This window comes from Microbacterium sp. (assembly GCF_031178525.1).
Lineage (GTDB): Bacteria > Actinomycetota > Actinomycetes > Actinomycetales > Microbacteriaceae > Microbacterium.
In genome coordinates this window covers 1-2,196 of record NZ_JAPSJA010000357.1, presented here as the reverse complement: position 1 = coordinate 2,196, position 2,196 = coordinate 1, and the positions used below count along the sequence as shown (strand labels likewise).

Below are 2,196 nucleotides of genomic sequence, written 5' to 3'. Positions count from 1 at the left end.
GCGTCCGCGTCCCGCTCGGAGGCGGCGAAGAAGGCCGCCGCGACGCGGGCCGCGAACCGTGCGAAGAAGGCCGCGGAAGAGCAGTGAGCGCCGATCGCGGCCTCTGGATCACGTTCGAGGGCGGCGACGGATCGGGCAAGACGACGCAGGCCCGGCTGCTGCAGGAATGGCTCGAGGCGACGGGCCGCACCGTGGTGCGCACGCGCGAGCCGGGCGGCACCGAGGTCGGTGTCCTGATCCGCGACATCGTGCTGCATCACCGCGGTGACATCGCTGCGCGCGCCGAGGCGCTGCTGTACGCCGCCGACCGCGCGCACCACGTCGAGACGCTCGTGACCCCCGCCCTCGCGCGCGGCGAGGTCGTGATCCAGGATCGCTACCTCGACTCGTCCGTCGCCTACCAGGGTGCCGGTCGCGTGCTCGATGCGACCGAGGTGCGCGACCTGTCGCTGTGGGCCACGGGCGGCGCGCTGCCGGACGTGACGGTGCTGCTCGATCTGGACCCCGCCGCCGCCCGCGTCCGTCTCGACGCGGCCGACAAGCCCTTCGACCGCCTCGAGGCCGAGAAGGCCGACTTCCATGCGCGCGTGCGCACGGCGTTCCTGGCCCTCGCCGAGGCGGAACCCGAGCGCTTCCTCGTGCTCGACGCCTCGCGTTCGATCGAGCAGCTCGCCGCCGCGGTCCGCGCACGGGTCGAGCCTCTGCTCTGAGGCGCGTCCCCGCCGCCTCTCGCCCTCGCCCCGTCCCGCCCCCTCCCGCCCCGCCAAACCACATCGCCTGAACGAGACCACAGGGTTCGACGCGCCCACATGCTGTCGTTTCGTTCAGACCATATGGTTTGGCACCGCGGGCGGGGTCGCGAGCGCCGGGCGCGACCGGCCGTGTCGCATGCCGCGGTTAGGGTGGAACCCATGACGTCGGTGGCTGCTTCCGCGCTGCCGTGGGGCGAGGTGTGGGGGCAGGATGCCGCCGTCGACACGCTGCGCGCCGCGGCTGCCGATCCGGCCGCGCTCGCGCACGCGTGGCTGATCACCGGCCCGCCCGGTTCGGGCCGCGCGCCGCTCGCTCACGCGTTCGCCGCCGCGCTGATCGCGAACGGCGCGGATGACGAGCACACCATGCGGCAGGTGATCGCCGGCACGCATCCCGACATCACGGCGCTGCGCACCGAGGGCGTCATCATCACGATCAAGCAGGCGCGCGAGCTCGTGGAGCGGTCGTACTTCTCGCCGTCCATCGGGCGGTACCGCGTCGTGGTCGTGGAGGACGCCGACCGGATGACCGAGCGCACGTCCAACGTGCTGCTGAAGGCGCTCGAGGAGCCGCCCGAGCGCACCGTGTGGATCCTGTGCGCGCCGAGCGACGCCGACCTGCTGCCGACCATCCGCTCCCGCGTGCGGGTGCTGCGCCTGCGCGAGCCCGACGTGGCCCAGGTCGCGGCGCTGATCACGGCCCGCACGGGCGTCGACGACGCGGTCGCCGAGCAGGCAGCGCGTCACGCGCAGCGGCACATCGGCATGGCGCAGCGGCTCGCGACCGACGAGGCGTCGCGCGTCCGTCGTGACGAGACGCTCCGTGCCGTGCTGCGCGTGCGCGGCATCGCGGACGTCGTCGAGGTCGCGGGCCAGATCGTGCAGGCCGCGACCGATGACGCCAAGGCGCTGACGGCGGAGCGCGACGAGGCCGAGCGCAGCTCCCTGCTGCGGACGGTCGGGATCGCGGACGGCGCCAGGATCCCGCCCGCTGTGCGCAGCCAGCTGACCGCCCTCGAGGACGAGCAGCGCAAGCGCGCCACGCGCAGCCTGCGCGACGGCCTCGACCGCGTGCTGACCGACCTGCAGTCGCTGTTCCGCGACATCGTCATGCTCCAGTTCCGCGAGGACGCGGACATCATCAACCTGGAGCTGATGGAGGACATGCGGGAGCTAGCCGCGAAATGGCCGGCCGCCCGCACCCTGACCGTGCTCGACCACATCGCCTCGACGCGCGCCGCGCTCGAGCAGAACGTGCAGCCCACGCTCGCGCTCGAATCGCTCCTCGTGACCGTCGTCAGCGGAAGATCCCCCTCGTGAGGAAGAACAGCGTGATCCGCACCCTCCGTCGTCCCCTCGCCGCCCTCGCGATCCTGTTGACGGGCGCGCTCGCGCTGTCCGGATGCCTGTACTCGCAGATCCCCGCTCGGGAGACCGGCGGGCC

Annotated in this window: 2 protein-coding genes; both read left to right on the top strand. The window is 73.1% G+C overall.

Annotated elements, in window-relative coordinates:
• Positions 1-83 precede the first annotated feature (83 nt).
• Positions 84-710, top strand: a complete 627-nt coding sequence (gene tmk / locus RIF89_RS14345) for a dTMP kinase (protein ID WP_309069752.1) — start codon at positions 84-86, stop codon at positions 708-710.
• A 201-nt stretch (positions 711-911) separates the two neighbouring features.
• Positions 912-2,072, top strand: coding sequence for a DNA polymerase III subunit delta' (locus tag RIF89_RS14340; RefSeq protein ID WP_309069751.1), 1,161 nt, complete (start codon positions 912-914; stop codon positions 2,070-2,072).
• The last annotated feature ends 124 nt before the right edge of the window (positions 2,073-2,196 follow it).